Origin of the sequence: Duodenibacillus massiliensis (genome assembly GCF_928721995.1) — a bacterium.
In the GTDB taxonomy this organism is placed as follows: Bacteria; Pseudomonadota; Gammaproteobacteria; order Burkholderiales; family Burkholderiaceae_F; genus Duodenibacillus; species Duodenibacillus massiliensis.
The window spans coordinates 708,048-729,864 of record NZ_OV788642.1 but is presented as its reverse complement, the minus strand read 5'-3'; the positions used below and the strand labels follow the sequence as shown (position 1 = coordinate 729,864).

Here is a 21,817-nt window from a genome sequence, read left to right as displayed (position 1 = left end):
AGTGCAGGAAAACGATGTCAGAAAAATTTGTGATCAAAGAAGCCTCCGTTACATGGAGCGCAGTGCGAAGCAGCGGCCCGGGCGGGCAAAATGTCAACAAGGTCGCTACGGCCGTGCAACTGAGGTTTTCTCTGTCTGAGAGCGGGCTGCCTGCTAACGCGGTTGAGAGCTTCCGCACGCTTTTTGCCGCAAAACTTGTGGACGGCAGCGTGCTTCTCATTAAAGCGCAGACCGAGCGCACCCAGCAGGCCAATCTCCGGGCCGCCCGAAGCCGGCTTGAGGTCATGATTTCGGCGGCTTTGGTTAAGCCCAAACACCGCATTGCCACGCGCCCCGGCAAGGGCGCCCGCGAACGCCGGCTTAAAGCCAAGGCGCGGCACGCCGAAATTAAGGCAGCCCGCCGCGCAAAACCGGGCGATTTCTGAGAGAATCTGCCGTTGTTGCCTTAATCATCTCCAAGGATTCGGTCATGCTCTCCGGTGTGCTCTACGGTCTCGGTGCCTGCGTACTCTGGGGCTTCGTGTACTTGGTTCCGCTGGTGCTTCCGGACTACGATCCTGTGATTATCGCGACGGCCCGCTACATCAGTTTCGGCCTGGTGGCGGTTCCTTTGATGTGGATGCAGCGGCACGAATTTGCGCACTACACCCTTAAAGACTGGGGGACGGCCTGCGCCCTCGGGGTGCTCGGTAACTGTGTCTATTACTGGCTTCTTGTGAACTGCATCAATATGGCGGGAGCGCCTTTTGCCGGCATGTGCATGGCGCTTATCCCTGTGCTTGTTGCGGTGATTGCAAACCTCAGAGATAAAAAGCGCGGACGGTTTGTCCGCTGGCGAAGCCTCATACCGGCTCTGGTTCTTATTTTTGCGGGCCTCGTGCTTGCCAACATCTCCGAATTTAACGCGGTGGTCGCTGCGAGCCAGGGTAACCCCGAGCGCTTCTGGTACGGTGTTTTATTCGGTATTGCCGCCCTGGCGGTCTGGACGTGGTACCCGATCTGTAACGCCGACTGGCTGATTGACCATCCGAAGCGGACGCCGCGCGCGTGGACCACGGCGCAGGGCCTGGCAACGCTGCCTGTTGCCTGCGCGGGTTTTGCTCTCGTGCAGACAACGGTTAACGCGGGCGGCCCCCTTTTGGGGCCGCAGCCCGTTTGGTTTGTCTTTGTGATGATTGCCTCAGGGCTTCTGTGCTCCTGGGTGGGAACCGTGTTTTGGAGCGAGATGAGTCAGCGGCTTCCGACGGCCCTTGCGGGACAGATGATTGTTTTTGAGACGCTTTTTGCGGTTGTCTATGCGCATATTCTGCGGCTGGAGTGGCCTGTCTGGTCGATGACCGCGGGTATGGTGCTTCTTGTTCTCGGGGTGCTTTTGTCACTGCGGGTTTTCTATCGGTAGAAAAGAGCCCCGCATCCGTGCGGCGTACCGCGCTTAGACAAAGCGCTTGTCCCGCTATAAACTCAGCAGACAATGTCTGTTTCCGGCAGTGAAGATCTAACATAACAACATTCGTAAGGGAAAGCGCAATGACAGACCGTCTCATTATTTTTGACACGACGCTTCGCGACGGGGAACAGAGCCCCGGTGCTTCGATGACGCAGGAAGAAAAGCTGCGCATTGCGCTGCAGCTTGAGCGTCTCGGTGTGGACGTGATGGAAGCCGGTTTTGCCGCCAGTTCTCAGGGTGACTTTGATGCGATTCATCAGATTGCCCGTCATGTGAAGGATTCCACCGTCTGCTCTTTGTCCCGTGCTTCAATCAAGGACATTGAACGCGCCGGTGAAGCGATTGCCCCGGCGCCGCGCCGCCGTATTCACACCTTTATTGCAACGTCGCCCCTGCACATGCAGGCAAAACTGCGCATGACGCCTGACGAAGTGTTTGAGCGCGCCGTGGCCGCCGTGCGGGCCTGCGCCAAGTACACCGACGACATTGAATTTTCCGCTGAAGACGGCTACCGCTCGGATCCGGAATTTCTCTACCGCATCTGCGAAGCCGTGATTGACGCCGGTGCCACGACCGTCAATATTCCCGATACGGTGGGTTACGCCGTGCCCGAACTTTACGGTGCCTTTATCGCTGACCTCCGTGAGCACGTTCCCAATTCCGATAAGGCCGTCTGGTCCGTGCACTGCCACAACGACCTCGGTATGGCGGTGGCCAATTCCTTGGCCGGCGTCAAGCAGGGCGGAGCGCGTCAGATCGAATGCACGATTAACGGCCTGGGCGAACGCGCGGGCAACTGCTCGCTTGAAGAAGTCGTGATGGCCGTGAAGACCCGCCGCGACTACTTCGGCCTTGAGACCGGCATTCATACCGAGCAGATTGTGGCGGCAAGTAAGCTTGTGAGTTCCATCACCGGTTTCCCGGTGCAGCCCAATAAGGCTGTGGTGGGCGCCAACGCCTTTGCGCACGCTTCCGGTATTCACCAGGATGGCGTGCTTAAGAGCCGTGAAACCTACGAAATCATGCGTGCCGAGGATGTGGGCTGGACGCACAACAAGATCGTTCTTGGAAAACTCTCCGGCCGCAACGCCTTCCGTCAGCGCATTAAGGAGCTCGGCATTCCGGTTGCAACCGAAACGGAACTTAACGCCGCCTTTGTCCGCTTCAAGGATCTTGCCGACCGCAAGAGTGAAATCTTTGACGAAGACATTCAGGCGCTCTTTAAGGAAGCGCCCGCCAAGGCTCATCAGGACCGCTATGAGTTTGTGAGCCTTCTGCAGCAGTCTGAGACCGGTGAAAAACCGAAGGCCACGGTTGTCTGGACGGATAACGGCGTTGAAAAACGTTCGGAAGCCGAAGGTAACGGTCCGGTGGACGCCACCTTCCGCGCGATTGAAGCGGAAGTGAAGTCGGGCGCCGAGCTGCAGCTGTACAGTGTGAACGCCATCACCGGCGGCACGGAAAGCCAGGGCGACGTGACGGTGCGTCTGGCGCGCTCGGGCCGCATTGTGAACGGCGTGGGCGCCGATCCGGACATCATCGCGGCTTCCGCCAAGGCCTATCTCAATGCCTTAAGCCGCCTTGATACGGAACCGAGCTGCAACCCGCAGCATACGGTCTGATACAGGGTGTGACCCGTAAAAAGCGCAGGAGGTTTGTTTTTCCTGCGCTTTTTTTCTAGAATACCGCCTTTCGCAAATCACGGCACGGGCTCAAGACACCCCTGACCGCCTGTTTGCGTCCTTTTTAACCTACTTTTTACAGGTAAAAATCAATGTCTGCACAGATCAACAAGGCTGACGTTATTGCCAAGTTCCAGCGCGCTGCCGGCGACACGGGTTCTCCCGAAGTCCAGGTGGCTCTTCTCACCGCCCGCATCAACGGTCTGACCGGTCACTTCAAGGAACACATGAAGGATCATCACTCCCGCCGCGGTCTTCTGAAGATGGTGAGCCGCCGCCGTAAGCTCCTTGACTACCTCAAGCGCACCGACGTCGCCGCCTACCGCAAGCTCATCGATACGCTGCAGCTACGTAAGTAACCGGTTCAAAAACAGCCTGTCTGTCCTTTAGCGGCACACAGGCTGTGCGTTTATCTGGACCTCTTTTTTCTTCCTTTCCTTGTTTAAGAGCCCCTGACGGTTTGTGACGGATCCGCGCGTTGCGACACCGACGCTTTCAGTCGTCAGACTTCTCTTCTGAGAGAGCTTCCGTGCCGCAGCGTGCCGTCGCCTTAAGGAAACCGGCGTGTTTTCGGGAATTCCGCAGGGATCTTCAGACAGGAACTTTTAAGGATCTCATTTCATCATGACGATGTTTAATAAAGTCACGAAGAGCTTTCAGTTCGGCGATCACAATGTGACGCTTACCACGGGTGAAATCGCCCGTCAGGCCACCGGTGCTGTGGTCTGCGCCATGGACGACACCGTGGTGCTTGCCACCGTTGTCGCCAAGAAGGAAGCCAAGCCCGGCCAGGACTTCTTCCCGCTCACCGTTGACTACATCGAAAAGACCTACGCCGCCGGTAAGTTCCCCGGCGGGTTCTTCAAGCGTGAAGGCCGCCCGAGCGAAAAGGAAACGCTCACGAGCCGCCTCATTGACCGCCCGATCCGTCCGCTTTTCCCGGACGGCTTCTTTAACGAAGTGCAGGTCATCATTCACGTTTTGTCTGTTGATCCGGAAGTCGATCCCGACATTCCTTCCATGATCGGGGCGTCTGCCGCCTTGGCTGTCTCCGGCATCCCCTTCAAGGGCCCGATCGGCGCCTGCCGCGTGGGCTACATCAACGACCGTTTCGTCTGCAACCCAAAGGTTTCGCAGATGCATGAAAGTAAGCTCGACCTCGTCGTGGCCGGCACCGAACGCGCTGTTCTGATGGTTGAATCCGAAGCCGACCGCCTGCCCGAAGAAACGATGCTTAACGCCGTCATGTACGGTCACCGCGAAATGCAGGTCGCGATCAACGCCATTCATGATCTCGTTGCCGAAGCCGGCAAACCCGCCTGGGACTGGCAGCCTGCTCCCAAGAACGATGCGCTTATTGCCCGCATCCGTGAGCTCGCTGAAGAAGGCCTGCACGCCGCGTATACGCTGCGCAGCAAGCAGGACCGCAACGATAAGCTGCGTGAAGTCTACGAAGCCGTGGAAGCGGCGCTTACCAAGGACGCCGAAGCTGCCGGCACCGAAGTGCCCGACATGAACGAAGTGCACGGCATTCTCTTTGAGATGGAAGCGCAGATCGTCCGCGGCAACATCCTCGCCGGCAAGCCCCGTATCGACGGCCGCGACACCCGCACGGTGCGTCCGATCGAAATCCGTCAGGGCGTGCTTCCGCGCACCCACGGTTCGGCCCTCTTTACCCGCGGCGAAACTCAGGCGCTTGTCATCACGACCCTGGGCACCAAGCAGGACGAACAGATTGTTGATTCGATCATGGGCGAGAGCCGTGACCGCTTCATCATGCACTACAACATGCCGCCGTTTGCCACCGGCGAAACCGGCCGCGTGGGCAGCCCCAAGCGCCGTGAAATCGGCCACGGGCGTCTTGCCAAGCGCGCTCTGAAGGCGGTGCTTCCCTCGGCTGACGACTTCGCTTACTCGATCCGCGTTGTGAGCGAAATCTGCGAATCCAACGGTTCGAGCTCCATGGCAAGCGTCTGCGGCGGGTGCCTGTCGATGCTTGACGCCGGTGTGCCTCTGAAGGACTACGTGGCCGGTGTTGCCATGGGTCTTATCAAGGAAGGCAACAAGTTTGCCGTTCTTACCGACATCCTTGGTGACGAAGACCACCTCGGTGACATGGACTTCAAGGTCGCGGGTACCGAAAACGGTGTCACGGCTCTGCAGATGGACATCAAGATCGAAGGCATCACGGCTGAAATCATGCAGGCAGCTCTCGCCCAGGCGCACGAAGGCCGCATGCACATCCTCGGCAAGATGCACGAAATGGCCGGCGACGGCGCGCACGAGCTTTCCGCTTTTGCCCCGCGTCTGACGACTCTGAAGATTAATCCGGAAAAGATCCGTGACGTGATCGGTAAGGGCGGCGCCACGATCCGTGGTCTCTGCGAAGAAACCGGCTGCCAGATCAACGTCGAAGACGACGGCACGATCACGATCGCTTCGAGCGATCCGGAAAAGGCCGCCATCGCCAAGAAGCGTATTGAAGACATCACGGCTGAAATCGAAGTGGGCCAGATCTACGAAGGCACCGTGCAGCGTCTGCTCGACTTCGGCGCCATCGTGAGCCTGCTGCCCGGCAAAGACGGCCTGCTTCACATCAGCCAGATCGCCAATGAACGCGTCAATCAGGTTTCCGACTACCTCAAGGAAGGCCAGGTTGTCCGCGTGAAGGTGATCGAAGCCGACGAAAAGGGCCGTGTGCGTCTTTCCATGAAGGCTCTTTTAAACGAAGGCAAGGACAACGTCCGCGCTGAATAACTCAGCTGGCCGAGGTTAAATGCAGGGAATGGGGCCCAGAGCCCCCACCTTGCGGCGCTTTCACGAAAAACCCGGGTATTTCGGTACCCGGGCTTTCCGTTAAAATGCGGCCTCAAATGAGTAAAGACAAGGCAGATAAACATGGCACGAACCAAGTACGCAGCAGCCAACTGGAAATTAAACGGATCAAGAGCAGCAAACGCCGCCTGGGTTCGCGATTTCCTGCGCCTTGCGGCGGGGCTCACCTGTGACGTGACGGTGGCGGCGCCCTTTGTTTATCTGCCGGAACTCGCCGGACTTTTCAAAGACAGCCCCGTGAAAACCGCGGCTGAGGACGTGAGCCGCTTTGACACCGGCGCCTACACGGGCGAAGTCTCTGCGGCTATGGTCGCTGACATCGGTGCGGGTGTGACGCTTGTCGGTCACAGCGAACGCAGAAGCCTTTTCGGCGACACCGATGAGGTGGTAGCCGAAAAAGTGAAAAAAGCGCTTACGGCCGGGCTTGAAGTGATCCTCTGCGTTGGAGAAACCCTTCACGAGCGCCGCGAAGGAAAGACCGACGCGGTGGTGATTGCGCAGACGGTTAGTGCACTTCACGGACTTACAGAGGGTGACCTCTGGAAGGTGACGCTTGCTTACGAACCCGTGTGGGCGATCGGCACCGGTGAGACGGCAACGCCAGAGACAGCGCAGGCGGTGCATGCCGCACTGAGGGCTGAACTGGCCCGGCGCTTTGGCGGGGCAGTTGCCGCAACAATGCGCATCCTTTACGGCGGCAGCGTGAAACCGGCGAATGCCGCAGAACTTTTTGCCATGCCTGACATTGACGGAGCCCTTGTGGGCGGCGCGTCATTAAAGGCGGAAGATTTTTATGCGATTTGTGCTGCGGCACAGATCTAACCAACAGGAAAAGAAAACATGCAGATGCTTATGAGCGTGGCGGTCATCATTCAGATCATTGCCGCCGTTGCCGTCATTATTCTCGTGCTGCTGCAGCACGGTAAGGGTGCCGATATGGGCGCGGCCTTCGGTGCCGGTGCCTCCGGGTCACTCTTCGGTGCGTCGGGGTCCGCGAACTTCCTGTCCCGTTCCACCGCTGTTGCCGCCACGATCTTTTTCTGCGCCACCATTGCCGTGACACTCGGTTCCGGCGCCTATCAGAAGCAGGCCCGTGCCGACAAGGGCGGTGTTTTGGGGTCGATGACGACCACGGAACAGACGGCTCCGGCAGAAAATTCCGGAAAGGACTTGCAATCTAATCAGATTCCGCGCTAAAATGCCGAGCTTCGCAGTTGAGGATAAAACTTCAGCTGTGAAGACAATCTGAATAAGCCGTATGCGGTCGTGGCGAAATTGGTAGACGCGCAGCCTTGAGGTGGCTGTGCCGAGAGGCATGAGAGTTCGAGTCTCTCCGACCGCACCAGGTACTGGGGTATCGCCAAGTCCGGTTAAGGCAGCGGATTCTGAATCCGCCATTCGTAGGTTCGAATCCTACTACCCCTGCCAAACGTACCAAGGTGCGGCACTTGTTCAGAGATAAAAATTTTGCGGTCGTGGCGAAATTGGTAGACGCGCAGCCTTGAGGTGGCTGTGCCGAGAGGCATGAGAGTTCGAGTCTCTCCGACCGCACCAAACGTACTGGGGTATCGCCAAGTCCGGTTAAGGCAGCGGATTCTGAATCCGCCATTCGTAGGTTCGAATCCTACTACCCCTGCCAAGTACGCCGATGAAAGCCCTGCCTGTGCAGGGTTTTTTGTTGTCCGGCGCCGTAATACCTCAATGCTTTACGCGATTTCTGTTTTCTTCGCTTTTCTTTCCCGTAAGATGTACGGACCTCGGGCCGAGAGGCCCTTCAAAGAACAACATACAGGGAAAGATCAACATGTTTGCACGTCGTCAAATCATCGCTGCCGCTGTGGCTGCTGTTGCCGTTACGTCGGTTTTAACCGGTTGCGGCTCTCAGAAGTCTGAAGAAATCAAGGTGGGCGCAACCGCCGGCCCGCATTCTGCAATTGTCAACGAAGCCGCCAAGGTTGCAGCCAAAAATGGTCTCACCGTTAAGGTGGTGGAATTCACCGACTACATTTCGCCCAACCGGGCTCTGGCGGACAAGTCAATTGACGCCAATGTTTTCCAGCATGAGCCGTTCCTGAATAACTTTAATAAACAGCAAAATGCGAATCTTGTGAAGATTGCCGATGCGGTCGTGCAGCCGATGGGCTTTTATTCCAACAAGATTAAGAGCCTTGATGCCATTAAGGAAGGCATCACAATCAGTATTCCCAACGACCCGACAAACGGCGGACGGGCGCTCCTTCTGATTCAGGCTGCGGGCCTGATTAAACTGAAGGCCGGTGTTACGGGAAACACCGCCACGCCGGCTGACATCGTCGAAAATCCTCGCGGCATTAAGATTGTGGAGCTTGAGGCAGCACAGCTGCCGAGGAGCCTTGACGACGTGGAAATCGCCGCGATTCCGATGAATTACGTCATCAGCGCAGGGCTTTCACCCGCCAAGCAGGGCTTTTATTTCGAATCCCGCGAGGCGCCCTTTGCCATCATGATCATTGCAAGCCGGGCTGATAACGCCAAGGACGAAAAGGTGCAGAAATTCGTGAAGGCCTATCAGTCGCCGGAAGTGAAGGCATTCATTGAAAAGACCTTTAACGGTGCCGTAAAGGCTGCCTGGTAACCGGTTTTCAGGTAACAACAAAAAGGCCGTCGCTGCAGCAGAGCTGACGGCCTTTTTCGCGTCTATTTGTTGAGCGGCGCTCCGGTTGCAGGCGCTGCGTTTTTCGGACGGAAGAAGTAGAGGACCGCAACCACGGGAATCAGAACGGCGCCCGCAGCGGCAATGGCGACCTGGTTGCCCCACCACGTGGCAAGCGAAGCGCCGAAGATCGGGCCGATGACGCTGCCGAACTGCTGAGCCGAGTATGAGTAGCCGAAAACCTTGCCGCGGTCCGCGGGATTCGTGCTTTGGGTCAGCACTGCGTTAATGGCAGGGAAGATCCCGGCAAACGCAAGCCCCCCGATGAAGCGCAACATGGTAAACCACGTGAGGTTATGGGGAATGGCTTGGACAATACCGAAAACCGCGCTGAAAAGAAGCGAGAGGTAGAGCACCGGACGGTACCCCCAGCTTTGCCCCAGAACGCCCCAGGGAGGCGAAGCGAGGACGCCTGAAATACCGACAATCGAAAAGACGATGCCGGAAATAAGCACGATGCTTTCCATCGAGCCCTGCAGTTCCGCAATGTAAAGGGGAAGCACGGGCTGCGTCATGAGAATCGTGAGCTGCACAACGCCTGCGGCAAAAAGCATGCGCTGAACCACCGCAAGCCGCAGGGGATTGGGGCGGGTTGCTGCGGCTTCCGCCGTCTCTTTGGCAGCCGCGGATTTTTTGCCGGCCGGAGAATCGGTCACACAGAATGCCAACACAAGCGTAATGAGAAAAAGTGCGGCGCCCGAGGCAAGAAACGTCGAGCGCATGCCGATGTATTCGGCCAAAAGCCCGCCGATCAAGGGACCCAAAACGCCGCCTGCGGTAAGACCTGCCTGCATCACACCCATGGAAAAGCCCAGGCGGTTGTGCGGCGCATGGGCACTCATAATTGCAAGCGTTGCAGGCCAGAGGCCTGCTGAAAGTCCCTGAAGCACACGTACCCAGAATAGCTGCCAGGGCCCCTGCACAAGCCCGCCGAGCGTGTAGGTGATGGCAAGACACGCAGCCGCGCGGATAGCCATCAGTTTGCGTGACTTCTTGTCGGCAATCGCGCCCCAGATGGGGGCCATGATGCCTGAAATCAGGAAGGTTACCGAGAAGATTGCGCTGCTCCACCAGTTGACGTCGCCCTGCGCAACCCCGAGTTCCTGAATAAGGTACATCGGCAGAAACGGGATCAGCATGGTGTAGCTTGCCGACATTAAAACCGTGTTGGCGGTGAGAATGGCAAGCGTAATTTTCCAGTTGGCGGTCATACTTACAGCCTGAAAAATCGGGGGTGAGGGGCGTGGGAAAAGCTCGTGCGGCAGGGAGCTGCAACACCCTTGACAGTCTACGCCCAAAGCCCGTGTGTCACCTCCGCCGAAAGGAGGTGTATCCGGTTTTTTCCGTGTGTTTCCGTGGGCGTGCAAAGGTCGCCGCCGGCCGCTAAACTGCCGTCATTGTCCGGTTGATTTTAATTTTTTCTTTGCAGAGAAACGCTTTCTATGTGGACCAAGCCCGCCGTCTTCCTCCTCGTGAGCCTCATGAGCCTTTCGGCTGCGGCGTTTACGCCGGACCTCAAAGCCCTGGAAGACATGACGCTTGTGACGCGCTATCCGCAGGGGTCGCTCGTCTCGCGGGAAAGCGCCGAGCACGCGCTTTCTGAAGTCAAAAAAGCGCAGAGCCGCCTGAAGGAACAGGCTGACTACGCCCACCGCCGCTGCGAAGAGAATTTCTTCGTCAACAGCTGCCGCGATGATGTGCGCGAGGCCCGCATCCGTCAGGAGCGGCGTCTCTTTCAGATTGAAAAGGAAGCGCGCGGCGTGATCCGTTCCTTTAATGCAAAGGAAGAAGCCGCACGGCAGGCTGAGCGCGACAAAAAGGCAAAGGCTAAGGCAGCCCAGCGTCAGAGGTCGGACTCTAAAAAGGCAAAGACCGCTCAAAAGCCCGACGCGAAGCTCGGGACGGCCCTCAGCAAACGCGCTCAGGAGAGCAAAGCGCGTCAGAAAGCTGCTGAGGCCCGTAAGGCTAAGGAAGCCGCCAACCGCGCCAAGTACGAATTAAAGCAAAAGGAAAAGGCTGAACGCATCAAGGCCCGGGAAGAGGCCTTGGCAAAACGCCGGGCTAAGGAAGCTGCGAAGGCTGCTCGCGGGAAATGACAAAGAAAAAGAAAAGTGAGGCGCCGCACGATCCTTTTAATGAAGGGGTAAATGACGGAGCCGCTGACTTTGAAAAGCGCATCCGATCCGCATTTTCCGCGGGCGGACGTTTGGCCGGCGCCACCGAACACTTCATGCACCGCGACGGGCAGTTAAGTTTTGCTCTTGATGTGGCGCGTGCGATTGAGAATCACGGCACTGAAGTCATTGAAGCCGGTACCGGTACCGGCAAAACTTTTGCATATCTGACGCCTGCCATTCTTGCGGGCTGCAAGGTCATTGTAAGCACGGCGGGTAAGCCCCTGCAGGATCAGCTCTTTGGAAAGGATCTGCCCGCTGTCTGCAAGGCGCTCGGGGTCAATGCCTCCACCGCGCTTTTAAAGGGCCGCTCCAACTACATTTGCCTTTACCGCATGGAAACGGCACAGTCCGAAGCGAGACTGCCGTCACCGGCAGCCGTCCGGGACTTTCAGAAGATCGCTTTTTTTGCCAAAACGGATGAAACCGGGGACAGAGCCCGCTGTCACGGGGTGCCGGACGATTCGCCGGCCTGGCCCTATGTGACGAGCACCGCGGAAAACTGCCTCGGCAGCGACTGCCCGCGCATCAAGGACTGCTTTGTCTACAAGGCCCGCGCCAAAGCCAAAGCAAGCGACATCGTCGTTGTCAATCACCATCTCTATCTTTCGGCGATGGCTTTGCTTGCCGACCCCGAATCAGCCGGGGCCGGAGACGATGCGCGGATGCTGCCGCAGGCTGATCTCACGATTTTTGATGAAGCGCACAAGCTTCCTGACATTGCCTCGGCCTTTTTCGGAACGGAATTTTCGACCTATCAGCTCAAAAACACCGTCAAGGAAATGCGGGCCGGGCTTTTGAGCCGCTTTAAGAGTTACCTCAAGAAGAACAACTGGGATCAGGCTTGCGATGCGGTGATCCACGCCATGATGGACTTTGTCCTGAGGCTCGATGAAATCGGAGTGGGCGAGGGCGTAAGCCGCATGATTTCCGAAACCGCGGATGCGGAGTCGCTGGTTAAGCCCCTGGATAAGACTTTCACGGCGCTTGCCACACTCATTGAGTCCGTGATGCCCGTGTGTGAGGAAGACGCGGAAATCACCAAGTACTGCGAGGTGTTAAACGGCCTGTCGGTTCAGATGAACGAGTGGATTGAGGCACTGAAAACGCCCAAGGAGCCCGCCAAAACTGCTGACGGGCGGCCTGCGGTTCGCTGGATTGAGCGCGGTAAAACGGAGGCGCGGCTTAATACGACGCCGCTATCCTTTGCCGAAGACTTTGCCAAATTAAGGCAGATGCAGGCGCAGTCGGCCTGGGTTTTTACGTCCGCGACGATTGCTTCCGGCCACGGGGACTTTTCTCACTTTGTCAGCGAAATGGGCCTTACCGGGGTTGAAACCCACGTGTATGCGAGTCCCTTTAACTACGCTGATCAGGCGATGCTTTATGTGCCTGAATCGATGCCGGACCCGAAAACCAGTGAGCGGGAAGACTACATTGAGGCTTTGATCCGCGAGAGCTGGCCCGTGATTGACGTGATCGGCGGCAAGACTTTTATTCTCTGCACGAGTTACCGGGCCATGCGCCACGCGGCGGCACTGCTCAGAGGGCTTATTTCCGCCAATAACCGCGCCTACGAGGTGCTCGTGCAGGGCGAAGACAGCCGCACAAAACTTATTGAGCGCTTTAGAAAAACTCAGGCGGGCGCCATTCTTGTGGGCAGCATGAGCTTTTGGGAAGGAATCGACATTAAAGGCGATGCTTTGTCGCTTGTTGTGATCGATAAGCTCCCGTTTGCCCCGAAGGACGATCCGGTATTGCTGGCAAGAAGCCGCTGGATTGCCGAGCAGGGCGGCAATCCCTTTGTTGAGCACCATGTACCCTTGGCAACCATTGCGTTAAAGCAGGGTACGGGGCGCTTAATCCGCAGCGAACACGACCGCGGCATCCTGATTATCGGGGACCGCCGCGTGCTGCCTTCAATTTCTTCCTACGGCCGGCGGTTTCTCGAGAGCCTGCCGCCATTTTCCAGAACGCTCAAACTCGAGCGGGTACTCGATTTCTGGCAGCATCCGGACACGTGGTCCTGAGAATTTTCCGGGCCGGCTCAAAAAATCCTTCGGTCCGTGGTTTCCTTTGCCTTAAAATACACAAATTGTCCGGCTGGGATTTTGCGGTGTCGGACTCTGAAAAGCTGCGCGGCGGGCGTCTCTCTGAGGGCGTCTGCGGATCCTCCCGCAGCCCGATTTCATGGATTTCAGTGCAGGGGAATTATTTTGGAAACCACAACACATCTGCTGCCGATCTTTTCGCCGCTTCCGGTGTCTTTTGTTAAGGGCGAAGGTCTTTGGCTTACCGATACGGAAGGTAAGCGTTATCTTGACGGCTTTGCCGGTATTGCTGTGAATTCCCTCGGGCACAACCATCCGGTGCTTGTGAAGGCCCTGAAGGACCAGGTTGAGCATCTGATTCACTGCTCCAACTATTTCCGTATTGATCTACAGGAAACCGTGGCCGCAAAACTTTGTGAAAAAAGCGGTCTGCGCGGCTGTTTCTTCTGCAATTCGGGCCTTGAAGCCAATGAGGCCGCGATCAAACTCGCCCGTAAGTACGGACACATGAAGGGCTTTGCCCAGCCTAAGATCATCGTTTTCCAGCACGCCTTCCACGGCCGCTCGATTGCCTCGTTGTCCGCTACAGGTAACCCCGGTGTGCGCCGCGATTTTGATCCGTATCTGCCTGACTTCATTTTTGTGCCGGACGGTGATGTTGCCGCGATTGAAAAGGTTGCGGCGTCCGAACCCGGTATTGCTGCCGTGATGTTTGAGCCCGTGCAGGGCGAAGGCGGTATCCGCCCGATTCCCTTTGAGACGATGCGCCGCATCCGTGCGCTTTGCGACAAGAACGACTGGCTCATGATTCTTGATGAAGTCCAGAGCGGTATGGGACGCACGGGCAAGTGGTTTGCACATCAGCACGCGGGGATTAAGCCCGACGTGATGACGCTTGCGAAAGCTCTCGGTTCCGGCGTTCCCGTCGGTGCTATTGTCTGTAATGAAAAGACCTACGGCGTTTTTGTCCCCGGCAACCACGGTTCCACCTTCGGCGGTAATCCCCTGGCAATGCGCGCTGCGGCAACCACCATTGACGTGATGGAAAAGGATCACCTCATTGAAAATGCGGCGACGATGGGTGAGTACCTGCAGAAGGCTTTCGGCGAAGCCTATAAGGATCTGCCCTGCTTTACGGAAGTGCGCGGTTTGGGTCTCATGATCGGCATCGTGCTTGACCGGCCGGCTCACGATTGCTTAAAGCTCGGTCTCAAGCACGGCGTACTTTTCTCGGTGACCGCCGGCAACGTCATCCGCATCGTGCCGAGTCTCACGATTTCGCGCGCGGAAGCTGATGAATTGGTGCGCCGCGTGGGTGACGTGCTGCGTGAGTTCTGCGCCCGGGGCTGAGTGCCGGGTTGCAAATTTCTATCCGACGGAAGAGAGCGATGGATATTGAAAAACTTAAAGAGATCGGGTTCTGGATTGTGAAGATCGCCGTAGCTGCGCTTCTCATCAAAATCGCGTGGAACGTGATTGTGGTGCAGCACACGTGGCTCAACTCCTGAGCGCGGTGTCTTTCTGATAAAATCCGAGTCCCTTACGGAAGTGTGGCAGAGTGGTTTAATGCACCGGTCTTGAAAACCGGCGACGGTTTATAGCCGTCCGTGAGTTCAAATCTCACCGCTTCCGCCAATTGCTGAAAAAAGGACTTCTTTGCGAAGTCCTTTTTTTATTGGGTTTTCGGCGGTTTAACCCAGTGTTTCCCGCTTAAGCCCTTTTCCGGAAGATGCTCACGAAAGTTTTGGGAGGGGAAGACTTCCGGCATCTGGCGTTTGTGCGGGAGTATCCGTTGCTGATGCTGCCGAAGGACTTCTCCGGATTTACGCAGGCCGAAAGGCAGTTTATGGAGCACAACGCGCGGCTTGATTTTCTTGTCTACGACAAAATTGACAAGCATCCGGTTGCAACAATTGAAGTGGACGGCAGCGCGCACGGCACCGATGGGCAGAAACGCCGTGACGGCCTGAAGAACGCCATTCTTGAAAAACTGGGATTGCCGCTGAAACGGTTTGCGACGCGAAATTCTCTTGGGGGTGAGGCGGTAGCGTTGAATCAATTGCTTAGCTTATCCTGCATACAGTCAGGAAAACAGAGACAACAGTCCAAAACCGAAAGCCGCACGGTAATGAAGATGAGTTGAGCATGGGATAGACACTCCTTCTGTTGTTTATGTTGAAGAACAGCAAGAAACAGGGAAATTTAAAATTTTGTACATTAAGGGTTAGCCCTATGTCGTTTATATCGTATTGAAGGGTTGATTGTCTTAGGGTTTAATGAGTACAGGCGGGACATCGTCTGACCTCTTGATCAGGAAAAAAAGTTCGCGGTGCCGGTCCGCCGTCTACGTTCCTAACCTAAAGGAGCTTTTCCTATGAAACTCAAACAGTGGGTCAAACTCATTCCCTTAAGCGTCGTAGCCAGCAGCCTGTGCCTGTGTGCTTATGCTTCAAGCGATCTTGAGGCGATTATGAAGGCGCGTAATCTGTCAGAAAAGGATATTTTGGCTGCAGCCAAGACATATCAGCCTTCAGGGCGCCGCGACGAATACATGGTTTTCAGTTCCGGCGGTCAGTCAGGACAAGTGATCGTCTATGGTGTTCCGTCCATGCGTATTTATAAGTACATCGCGGTTTTTACCCCGGAACCCTGGCAAGGTTACGGCTACGATCAGGAATCTAAAAAGGTACTTGCAGGCGGCAAGATCCGCGGCCGGGACATCACCTGGGGTGACTCGCATCATCCGGCTTTTACGGAACGTAACGGCGAATACACCGGTGATTATCTCTTCATCAATGACAAAGCCAATCCCCGTCTAGCTGTTATTGATCTGAAAAGCTTTGAAACAGTCCAGATTGTCACCAATCCGATCATCAAGAGTGAGCACGGCGGGGCGTTTGTCACGCCAAACAGTGAATATGTGATTGAAGCTTCCCAGTATGCCGCACCGCTTGATGACAACTACGCGCCGATCGAAGCCTATGAAAGTCGGTACCGCGGCGCTGTCACGATGTGGAAGTTTGATATGAAGAAGGGCCGCATCAATGAAAAGGAAAGCGTGACTCTTGAACTTCCGCCGTATATGCAGGATCTCTCGGATGCAGGTAAGGGTGTTTCAGACGGATGGGCCTTCATCAACTCATTTAATACGGAGATGTATACCGGTGGCATCGAGGTCGGTATGCCGCCCAATGAAGCCGGCATGAGCCGTAATGACCATGACTATCTGCATGTTTTCAACTGGAAGAAAATTGCTGAGCTCGCCAAGGATGAGAAAAATGTCCGGATCATTAACGGGCATCGTGTAGTTCCGATGGAAGTTGCTGTCAAAAACAATGCGCTTTTCCTGGTTCCGGAACCCAAGAGCCCGCACGGCGTTGATGTTTCTCCTGACGGTCGGTACATCGTGGTGGGTGGAAAGCTTGACACGCACGCTTCCGTTTATGACTTCGAGAAAATCAAAAAGCAGATTGAAAAGAAGGAATTTGCCGGTAAGGACCCCTTCGGTATCCCCATACTTGATATCGACAAGAGCCTGCACGGACAGGTTGAACTCGGGTTAGGACCTCTGCATTCCGCCTTTGACTCCAAGGATGGCATCATCTACACGTCGCTTTATGTTGACAGTCAGGTGGTTCGCTGGGACTACAAGAACCTGAAGGTACTCGACCGCACGAATGTGCACTACAACATCGGGCATTTGGATTCCATGGAAGGTAAGTCTTCCAAGCCGAAGGGACAATGGCTTCTCGCACTGGACAAGCTTTCCATTGATCGCTTTAATCCGGTCGGACCGCTGCATCCGCAAAACCATCAGCTCATTGATATCGGCGGGCCGAAGATGGAGCTCACATATGATCTTCCCATCCCGCTCGGTGAACCGCATGATGTCGTTTCCATTGAAGCCAAAAAGCTCAATCCGAAAGCGACTTATGACATCGGTACCGACAGCCGCACGGAACAAGCCAGCCCGTTTGCCACCTTGGCCGGCCAGGAGCGTATTGTGCGCGACGGCAAGAACGTCACTGTGTATGCCACGATGGTGCGCTCACACATTAATCCGGAACGTATCACCGTTAACAAGGGCGATCACGTCACGATTCATCTTTCCAGTCTTGAACGTGCCCAGGATGAAACGCACGGCTTTGCTGTAGACGGCTTGAATGTTCATGCGTCTCTGGAACCGGGTAAGACCGCTACGGTTGAATTTGATGCGCTCGATGAAGGTGTGTTCCCCTATTACTGCACTGAGTTCTGCTCTGCGCTGCATCTTGAGATGATGGGATACCTGATGGTGAAGGATCCGAACAAGTCATACGAAAGCACGGCGGTTAAGAGTATCTCGCTCACCAAAGAACAGTTGGAGGCGCAGTACAAGAAAATCATTGAAACCAACAAGGCTACCGACACAGTGATTCAGGCAGTGGTGAAGTATCTGAAGGAAAAGGGATACGAGAAATACCCGACCATCGCGGCACTGGTTGCCGATGCACTGGACCAGTACGGCAAGATTCCTGAAGTCAAAGCAAAGGCCGATAAGGCTCTGAAGGCAGGGGATCTTAACCAGGCTGTGCTTTGGGAAAACCAGATCTGGCAGTACATGGTGAAGACAGCTGATGTTGGCCTGCGTGCCAAGGCGCGTCTTGCGCGTGAACTTGCGACTCCGATGACTGAGGCTGCTTCGCGCGGTGAAAAGGCTTATCTGCGCGGCGGCTGTAACGGTTGTCATGTGATCGGCCAGGTATCCTCCGGTCCTGATCTTACGGGGGCGATTGCCCGCAAGGGTGAACAGTGGGTTTATGAATTCACGCTCAAACCCGAATCAAAATTCAATGAACCTTATACGAAAGCGCTCATTGAATACTTCAACCTGAGAATGCCAAATCAGCACATGACGGAGGCTGAAAGCAAAGATATTGTGGAATATATGAAGTGGATTGACGCCAACGCCGATCTCTTCTGATATGAAGCAGGAAGTCAGCCGGTTAACTTTGTTATCCGGCTGACTTTGGGGTTTCTTCAAGTGAACTTTCCAAATTCGGGGCCGGTTTATGAGAACATTTAAAAAATCAGGTTTTTACGCTTTGATTGCCCTGATTCTTTTGGTTATCGGGTTCGTCCTGCCTTCCGTGGCGTTTTACAAGGTGCCTCAGAAAATTGCGGCGGGGCAGACTGAAAGTATTCCGGCTTATGTGTACCCGCTTTGGGATCTTTATCAGACAGGGCGCTATGTGAGTCCTTATACGCCCAAAGGAGCAGAACACAATCTTAGAAAAATGATTGAAAAAAAAGGCGAAATCGGCATGATGTCTCTGCCTATTTGGTATGTTGCGCTTGAGGCGCCTAACTATCCGAAGGCAGCGTTTCCTGAAGGTATCCCGGTATGGTTTCACATCGATGGGTTCTCCGGAGACATTCATGAAATGAACACCATTAATCATTATGTTGGTATGTACCCGCTGGAGGCAGGGGCCCGCTATGAGCGTGCCGCAGGTCCATTCATTATGTTGGGCATTGCGTTGCTGATTGTGCTTTTTATCGCCTGCAGAACACGATGGAGTGTATGGTTGATGATGCCATCAGCGCTTTTCCCTCTCGGATTTTTCGCCTTCTATGCAGGGTGGATGTACTGGTTCGGGCACAACATGCAGGACTGGGGGGCTTTCAAAATTAAGGCATTCACACCGACAGCGCTGGGTGTCGGACATGTGGCTCACTTTACAACGAAGAGTTTTCCTTCCATAGGGTTTTGGGTGCTGCTCGTGATTGCCGTACTGAGTATCTTGGCCATTTTAGCCCGCCATAAGGAGCTATCAGAACCCCAGGCCTGACAGGAGTCTCCGGGATGAGCATGCGCTTTTTTGTGTTGAGTTTGGTCTTTGTACTGGCAAGTATCGGAGTCTCTCGGGCTTCCCCATTGCAGCAGGCTATCGATAAGGCACCTTCAGGGGCTGTGATTGCGCTCGGGCCGGGATTCTACGAAGGCAACATTGCCATCAGTAAACCGCTTACCTTGCGTGCGTCCGGCAAGGGTGTGGTTATTCACGGTGATGGTACAGGCAGCGTTATCACCGTGACGGCTTCCTACGTTACTGTGGATGGGCTTACGATTGAAAACAGCGGACCGAAGCACCAGACCGTGGATGCCGGCATCACGGTTAGAGGGGCTGACAATGTCAAAATTCTCCGTAACCGCATCCGCGATTGCCTTTTCGGTATTAATTTCGAGCAAACAAACAGGTCAGTTATTGAAGATAACGACATTACTTCGTTACCAGTAAGCCTGGGGCTTAAAGGTGACGGTATCCGTCTTTGGTACAGCCATGGCAATCTTATTCGGATGAACCGCACGCGCTATGTCCGCGACAATGTGTTTTGGTACTCAAGTGCCAACAAGATTTACGAAAACAGCGGTGCTGATTCCAGATATTCACTGCATTTCATGTATGCAGACCGTAATGAAATTCTCAGTAATGACTATCGGCGCAACTCCGTGGGTATTTTCCTGATGTTCAGCCAGGGCTCCACACTAAAAAGAAATTTTGTTGCAGATTCCACCGGGCCCTTCGGTATCGGCATAGGTATGAAGGAGAGCAGTGATATTCTGGTGGAGGAGAATCAGATTCTCTATAACGCCCGCGGTTTTTATTTGGACAGCTCTCCGTATCAACCTGGTACGTTCAATACCTTTCGCGGTAATGAGATCAATTTCAACACTACTGCATTTTTGCTCCATGGGACACTGTTGCCCAGTCTTTTTGAGTCTAATGTTTTTAAGGGCAATATTGAGGATGTTGCCAACGATACCCCCGAGAGTAAATTGGAAATTAATACCTGGCGCAGCAATTATTGGGATAACTACGAGGGTTTTGACCGCAATGACGACGGATACGGAGATATTCCGCACGAGCAGTGGATGTATGCGGACCGCATTTGGAGCTATCTGCCTGCAGCGAAATTCTTTTACGCTTCCCCGGTATTGGATTTTATGAACTTTCTCTGGCGGCTGATGCCTTTTTCCGAGCCGGTTCTGTTGGCAAGAGACGCCCGGCCGCAAATACGCGAGAGGGGAACGGAGAAATGAAACACCTTAACCGCCGTACCGTCGTTCTCTCTGCCGTGGCTGTTTCCTGCAGCGCCGCAGCTGGTATCACAGTCTTTCAGCTGGCGGAAAAGTCCAAGGATAAGGGATTGTTGCGACCGCCGGGAGCGCTTGGCGAAAAAGAATTTCTGGCAGCCTGCATTAAGTGCGGACAATGTATTCAGGTGTGCCCCTACCATTCGCTCAAACTGCTGGATCTGACGGCTGGTATCGATATGGGCACACCCTATATTGACCCTCTGGACAGAGGATGTTACTTGTGTGATCTCTTCCCCTGCATCCTCTGTTGCCCTTCTGGTGCGCTGGATCCGAAAGTCCAGACGATTGATGACGTACAGATGGGGACAGCAAGGGTTAAATCTGAGCAGAAATGCTGGGCAAAGACCGGAAAGACTGTTACCGGATCGTGGCTTAAGCACCTTGCGCAGCGTGATTATCTGACAGAACTTGAGCAGAAGCTCAATGCAAAAATGAAGCAGCAGGAGGGAGCGGCCTGCCGGCTTTGTGAGGTTGTCTGTCCTGTGCCGAATCCGCGGACGGCGATCGTCATTCGTGATGGTGTGCCGGTTATCGGCCGTGGGTGTGTGGGGTGCGGAGCATGTGCTGAAGTATGCCCGGAACATATCATAGAGATCAAAGCCCGCATTAGCTTTGCCTCTTTGTACGAAGGAAAGTGACTATGGCTGAGAAAGGCTTCAAATGCTTTTACACGGTTTTATCGCTTGCGGCGGTGGTTGTACTTGCAGCCTGTGGTGGTTCAGAAACAGAGAAAGCAGAAACACCGGCAGCTAAAAAACCCGGAACCATCACTGTTATTTCGGGTGGAGACAGCGCGCAGGAGAGAAAAAGCAGCAGTGCATTTCGGACCTATAACGTCCGGGGGGAGAGCCAGATCAGCTATGCCCCGGAAGGCGCGGAGGTTACCGATGCCGTGAAAAATGTTCAGGTCGTAGTGGCAGCCAGATCCAGCCCGTATGCTTCAATCGGAGCCGATCTGATGGCCAAACGTCTGTCCAAGGACTTCATTATCTATTGCTCGGCTTGCCACGACGACTACGGTAACGGTGTCATTGGGCCGTCGCTTCTCGGAAAAAATGCTAAAGAAGTCAGGGAGATGATTGACAAATATTCCCGTGAGCCCGATGCCAACGTGCTGATGACGGATCTTGTACACCGTCTTTCCGAAGAAAAAATTCAGTTCATAGCCGGTGATATTGCCCGTTTTAATGCAGAACTTGCTGCGGAAGCGAAAAAGGGCAGGCAAAACGACTGGCTTAAAGAGTTGCTCAAGTCAGAGGAGAACGTCCGATGAGCTTTAATAAAGCAATTGCCGCCACGGGTTGTGTACTGGTAGCCGGCGCGGCCGGCTGGATGCTCTGGCAGGCTAACGATGTGCCTGTTGTGAAAGAATCGGCTGACTGGCGTATCAGTAACTATTCCAATGCGGAGAAACCGGCTGCAGCCGGACAAGCGGAAACGGCCAAAGCGGGTGATCAATCGGCCTTTGCACGAAAACTGCAGACAGAGGCTGATAAAGCAGCCTTTGCGAGGATGCCTGCGGAAACAGCCCGGGAAAAAACGCCGCGTATGGTGGTGCCGGCTGAAAACCTTTCCAAACTCTATATTGTTCGTTGTTCGGCTTGTCACGGAAGGGATGGTATGGGGCCTGTCGGTCTGCCGATTGCCGGAAAAGATTACGCCTATAACCTTGACAAGTTAAAAAAATACAAGGCGGGACAAGTGGCCAACACCATGATGGCAGACCTTCTGACCCGTACAAGTGATGAGGAGCTTGAAATGCTTGCCCGGGAAGTCTCTTCATTTAAGAAGTAAG

General features: G+C 54.9%; 19 protein-coding genes and 3 tRNA genes. 21 read left to right on the top strand and 1 reads right to left on the bottom strand.

Annotation, left to right across the window (positions count from 1 at the left end):
• Positions 1–14 precede the first annotated feature (14 nt).
• The 10 genes from arfB to NXF97_RS03260 all read left to right on the top strand — a co-directional run bounded on the left by arfB (position 15) and on the right by NXF97_RS03260 (position 8,578).
• Positions 15–425, top strand: coding sequence for an alternative ribosome rescue aminoacyl-tRNA hydrolase ArfB (arfB, locus tag NXF97_RS03305; protein WP_274956461.1), 411 nt, complete (start codon positions 15–17; stop codon positions 423–425).
• Positions 426–469: 44 nt separating this feature from the next.
• Positions 470–1,399 carry a DMT family transporter gene (locus NXF97_RS03300; RefSeq protein ID WP_274956460.1) on the top strand — a complete coding sequence of 310 codons (930 nt, stop codon included), beginning with the start codon at positions 470–472 and terminating at the stop codon, positions 1,397–1,399.
• A 128-nt stretch (positions 1,400–1,527) separates the two neighbouring features.
• On the top strand, positions 1,528–3,069 hold the full coding sequence (locus tag NXF97_RS03295; protein ID WP_274956459.1) for a 2-isopropylmalate synthase: 1,542 nt from the start codon (positions 1,528–1,530) through the stop codon (positions 3,067–3,069).
• 152 nt (positions 3,070–3,221) lie between these two features.
• Positions 3,222–3,488, top strand: coding sequence for a 30S ribosomal protein S15 (gene rpsO / locus NXF97_RS03290; protein WP_022372623.1), 267 nt, complete (start codon positions 3,222–3,224; stop codon positions 3,486–3,488).
• A gap of 265 nt (positions 3,489–3,753) precedes the next feature.
• Entirely contained in the window at positions 3,754–5,886 is a 2,133-nt protein-coding gene (pnp, locus tag NXF97_RS03285) for a polyribonucleotide nucleotidyltransferase (protein ID WP_022372624.1), read from the top strand.
• 141 nt (positions 5,887–6,027) lie between these two features.
• Complete coding sequence (gene tpiA, locus NXF97_RS03280) at positions 6,028–6,786, top strand: triose-phosphate isomerase (protein ID WP_274956458.1); 759 nt, start codon at positions 6,028–6,030, stop codon at positions 6,784–6,786.
• Positions 6,787–6,804: 18 nt separating this feature from the next.
• Positions 6,805–7,161, top strand: a complete 357-nt coding sequence (secG, locus tag NXF97_RS03275) for a preprotein translocase subunit SecG (RefSeq protein WP_022372626.1) — start codon at positions 6,805–6,807, stop codon at positions 7,159–7,161.
• Positions 7,162–7,224: 63 nt separating this feature from the next.
• Positions 7,225–7,309: transfer RNA gene (locus NXF97_RS03270), tRNA-Leu, on the top strand.
• Positions 7,310–7,433: 124 nt separating this feature from the next.
• A tRNA-Leu gene (locus tag NXF97_RS03265) sits at positions 7,434–7,518 on the top strand.
• 250 nt (positions 7,519–7,768) lie between these two features.
• Positions 7,769–8,578 carry a MetQ/NlpA family ABC transporter substrate-binding protein gene (locus NXF97_RS03260; protein WP_274956457.1) on the top strand — a complete coding sequence of 270 codons (810 nt, stop codon included), beginning with the start codon at positions 7,769–7,771 and terminating at the stop codon, positions 8,576–8,578.
• A 62-nt stretch (positions 8,579–8,640) separates the two neighbouring features.
• Here the strand turns inward: NXF97_RS03260 and NXF97_RS03255 are convergent, their stop codons facing one another.
• Positions 8,641–9,867 (bottom strand): MFS transporter, encoded by a 1,227-nt coding sequence (locus NXF97_RS03255; protein WP_274956456.1) that lies wholly within the window; start codon positions 9,865–9,867, stop codon positions 8,641–8,643.
• 231 nt (positions 9,868–10,098) lie between these two features.
• Here NXF97_RS03255 and NXF97_RS03250 point away from each other — a divergent pair, with 231 nt between their 5' ends.
• The 11 genes from NXF97_RS03250 (at position 10,099) to NXF97_RS03200 (ending at position 21,816) form a co-directional block, all read left to right on the top strand.
• Positions 10,099–10,752 (top strand): hypothetical protein, encoded by a 654-nt coding sequence (locus NXF97_RS03250; protein WP_274956455.1) that lies wholly within the window; start codon positions 10,099–10,101, stop codon positions 10,750–10,752.
• Positions 10,749–12,860, top strand: coding sequence for an ATP-dependent DNA helicase (locus tag NXF97_RS03245; protein WP_274956454.1), 2,112 nt, complete (start codon positions 10,749–10,751; stop codon positions 12,858–12,860). Before NXF97_RS03250 ends, NXF97_RS03245 begins: the two co-directional genes overlap by 4 nt.
• 186 nt (positions 12,861–13,046) lie before the next feature.
• Positions 13,047–14,231, top strand: a complete 1,185-nt coding sequence (locus tag NXF97_RS03240; RefSeq protein WP_022372359.1) for an aspartate aminotransferase family protein — start codon at positions 13,047–13,049, stop codon at positions 14,229–14,231.
• A 194-nt stretch (positions 14,232–14,425) separates the two neighbouring features.
• Positions 14,426–14,516: transfer RNA gene (locus NXF97_RS03235), tRNA-Ser, on the top strand.
• Between the two features lie 94 nt (positions 14,517–14,610).
• On the top strand, positions 14,611–15,024 hold the full coding sequence (locus NXF97_RS03230; RefSeq protein WP_022373413.1) for a DUF2726 domain-containing protein: 414 nt from the start codon (positions 14,611–14,613) through the stop codon (positions 15,022–15,024).
• Positions 15,025–15,255: 231 nt separating this feature from the next.
• Positions 15,256–17,844 carry a Sec-dependent nitrous-oxide reductase gene (gene nosZ / locus NXF97_RS03225; RefSeq protein WP_022373414.1) on the top strand — a complete coding sequence of 863 codons (2,589 nt, stop codon included), beginning with the start codon at positions 15,256–15,258 and terminating at the stop codon, positions 17,842–17,844.
• Between the two features lie 88 nt (positions 17,845–17,932).
• Positions 17,933–18,712: a hypothetical protein gene (locus tag NXF97_RS03220; protein WP_274956453.1), complete on the top strand. Its 780-nt coding sequence runs from the start codon at positions 17,933–17,935 to the stop codon at positions 18,710–18,712.
• A gap of 14 nt (positions 18,713–18,726) precedes the next feature.
• Complete coding sequence (nosD, locus tag NXF97_RS03215; protein WP_022373416.1) at positions 18,727–19,965, top strand: nitrous oxide reductase family maturation protein NosD; 1,239 nt, start codon at positions 18,727–18,729, stop codon at positions 19,963–19,965.
• Positions 19,962–20,660: a 4Fe-4S dicluster domain-containing protein gene (locus NXF97_RS03210; protein WP_022373417.1), complete on the top strand. Its 699-nt coding sequence runs from the start codon at positions 19,962–19,964 to the stop codon at positions 20,658–20,660. The genes nosD and NXF97_RS03210 overlap by 4 nt, the downstream gene beginning before the upstream one ends.
• Positions 20,661–20,662: 2 nt before the next feature.
• On the top strand, positions 20,663–21,295 hold the full coding sequence (locus NXF97_RS03205) for a c-type cytochrome (RefSeq protein WP_274956452.1): 633 nt from the start codon (positions 20,663–20,665) through the stop codon (positions 21,293–21,295).
• Between the two features lie 59 nt (positions 21,296–21,354).
• Positions 21,355–21,816, top strand: coding sequence for a c-type cytochrome (locus tag NXF97_RS03200; protein WP_274956451.1), 462 nt, complete (start codon positions 21,355–21,357; stop codon positions 21,814–21,816).
• The last annotated feature ends 1 nt before the right edge of the window (position 21,817 follow it).